We start from the raw sequence: 2,719 nt of genomic DNA on the forward strand, positions 1-2,719 counted from the left end.
GGTGACGGGCGCATTCGATGTAAGGCACGGCGTGCTCGACAGCACCGTAACCATCGCGGCAGCGGGCCGGTTCGATGCCCAGTTGCCGATGGATATGGGCGTAAAACTGTTGTTTGGGAATTTCCTGCGCAGCCTGGGTTTTCCAGCCACCGCCAAAAAAGGCCAGCGAACCGGCGGGCAATTGCACATCCTGCACAGCGGTAGCCTGCATGCGTTGCAGGGTCTGCCAGAGAAACGCCGGGAAGCCGAAAATCCGTACCGGCAAGCCTTCTTCAGCGAATGACTGCAAGGCGGCGATCACGCCGAATACATCGAACTGATGGCCGCGACCAGTGTTACGCAAGGCGTAGACCACGCGATTGACCGGGGCAAACCGACAGAGAAACTGGTCGGTAAACGAGGTGCCCAAGGTGATGCGTCCTTCGGGTTCGTAGCTCAACAGCAGGTAGTTGCACGGACTATCGGGAGTGTCCCAGGCGTAATGGCGAAAGATCTGCGCAACCATGAACTGCGCCCGAGCCAGGCTGCGTTCGTCGTAACGCATCCGGCTTTTCTGCCCGCTGGTGCCCGACGAAGTCAGTTCAAGGGCGTTCGTCCCCGTGCTGCTGAGCAGAAGGTGTTGCTTGAAGAAACTGGCAAAGATCGGCGGCAGACGCGACCAGTCATTGAGATTGTCGAGGTCCTGCGGCGTCAGTCCATGGGCGTTGAGCCAATGGGCGTAACCCGGGGTGTGATCGCAGTGAAAGCGGCTTATTTCGGTCATCGCCCGATCAAACAGATCGGGCGCGGCTGAATCCGCGCAATAGGGTTGCGTCAACGCGCACAGCGCGTCGGCATAGGGTAGGTGAGTCATCCATGTTCCTTATTGAGGCGAGGCCACATCAGCGGTGGTGGTTTGCAGTAGCCGGTAAACCATGGGCAGGCACATCAGCCCGCCGAATCCGGCCCAGAGAGCGAAGTATTCAAGACGGCTGCCGCCACCGATGGCAGCAATCAGCGAACCGCCAACGCCCATGACGGCGATCGAAATCATGCCGGTCAGCGCCGACACCAAGCCTTTGCTGTCGTCGCTGGAAAACAGCGCCAGGCGATACACCGCCGCGTTGCTCATGCCCAGCCCGACGGCGTACAGCGACAAACTCGCCACCACCGGACCAAGCCCCGCGCCGAGCAATGCGCACGCGGCCAGAAACAGAAGGCCTAGACAGAACGGCCAGAGCGCCAGTTGAATCAATTGCGTCAGCGAATGAGTCTGCAGCAAGCGGTCGAGAATCAGATTGCCGGCGATGACTGCCGAGAACACCGGTATCTGCCACAGGCCATATTCCAGCGGCGGCATTTCCAGTACCCGCACCAGCAGCAATGGCGCCAGGCCTATCCAGGCGATCAGCGGCAGACTCATCAGGCCGAGCGCCAGGCTTGCACAGAGGAAACGCGGATTGCCCAACAGCGCACCGTAGCGCCGACAAGTGAGGCGCCAGGAGAAGGGCACCCGGGGAGTTTGATGACCATCGCGGCGCTCGACGCCCACAGTTTCCGGCATCCACAGCAACAGGCCGAGCCATACCAGCGCTGCTGTGCATCCAAGCAGCAGAAAAATTTCCCGCCAGCTCAGCCATTCCAGCAGCAGGATGCCAAGCAGCGGCCCGAGCAACGGCGATAACAACGCAACATTGCCTAGCAACGCCATCAGCCTGACGGCGTCGGCTTCGCAAAAAACCTCCTGCAATGCCGGGTAGCTCACGGCGACGACGAATCCCAGCCCCATGCCCTGCAACAGACGCAACAGGTTGAACGCTTCAATGCTGTCGGTGCTGAAAGCTGCCGCGCACGACACACCGAACAGCGCGCAGCCTGTCAACAGCAGTGGCCTGCGTCCGAATTGGTCGGACAAGGGGCCAAGCAACCATTGCAGGCAGACGCCACCCAACAGATAAAGATTGAATGCATGGGGAACATGCCGCGCGTCCGCTTCGAGGTCGGTAGTGACGTCCAGCATCGCTGGCATGATCACGTCGCTGGCCATGTAAGTGAGCAGTTCGAAAGCGGTCAGCGCCAGACAGAAACCGGCAACCTGTCTGGGGCCGATATTTATAAGTGTTCTCTGCATGAACATCCCTGTTTTATGAGTGGTAGGAAGTTCGCAGAGCCTAGGTGCAGACGCACAGCCGACCTAGCCGTTTGCTGCGTCAGAAGATTTCAAAAACTTACGGCATGTTTAAAGGGCGGGCGGAACGCAAACATGTTTACCTGGCTGCCATTGCGGCAGAAACAACAATGCTCGCGACAGGGCGGGCATTGTTTGCGGTAAATCGACCGGGCGGGCCGGGCTTCCAGGTTGGGCGGCCATGCAGCGAAAAATCTTCCGCGGCTGTAACATGGCACTCCGTTTGCCCCGGCACGTCCCCGTAATTCGGCAAGCGTATGGCTTGCAAACGCATACATTCCAACGTTTCAGGAAACCGCAATGACCCAGAAGCAACGCTTGATTTATTCGATTCTGATCGCCCTGTCGGTACTGGCGATCATGCTGGGCCTGTCCTGGCTGCAAAACGCCGGCATGATCACCGAGAAAACTTTCCAGTACGTCGCGATCGGCGTGGCGGTGGTTGTGGTGGTGATCAATGGCGTGATGCGCCGCAAGGTCAAGCCCTGAAAGCGAGCCTCATTCGTGGTTGAGGACCGCTGCAGCCTGCGGGTGCAGGCTGTAACTCTTGTC

General features: G+C 59.3%; 3 protein-coding genes. 1 reads left to right on the forward strand and 2 read right to left on the reverse strand.

Annotated elements, in window-relative coordinates:
- A partial coding sequence (locus tag OQK_RS00090) for a LuxE/PaaK family acyltransferase (protein WP_016770561.1) occupies positions 1-853 on the reverse strand: 853 nt, incomplete at its 3' end.
- Between the two features lie 9 nt (positions 854-862).
- A complete protein-coding gene (locus tag OQK_RS00095; protein WP_038860038.1) occupies positions 863-2,110 on the reverse strand; it encodes an MdfA family multidrug efflux MFS transporter in 1,248 nt (415 codons plus the stop codon).
- Positions 2,111-2,467: 357 nt separating this feature from the next.
- On the opposite strand from OQK_RS00095, the gene OQK_RS00100 reads away from it, so the two are divergent.
- A complete protein-coding gene (locus OQK_RS00100) occupies positions 2,468-2,656 on the forward strand; it encodes a hypothetical protein (protein WP_016770563.1) in 189 nt (62 codons plus the stop codon).
- The last annotated feature ends 63 nt before the right edge of the window (positions 2,657-2,719 follow it).

The sequence above is a fragment of the Pseudomonas sp. R62 genome (assembly GCF_000257605.1).
Taxonomy (GTDB): domain Bacteria; phylum Pseudomonadota; class Gammaproteobacteria; order Pseudomonadales; family Pseudomonadaceae; genus Aquipseudomonas; species Aquipseudomonas atacamensis.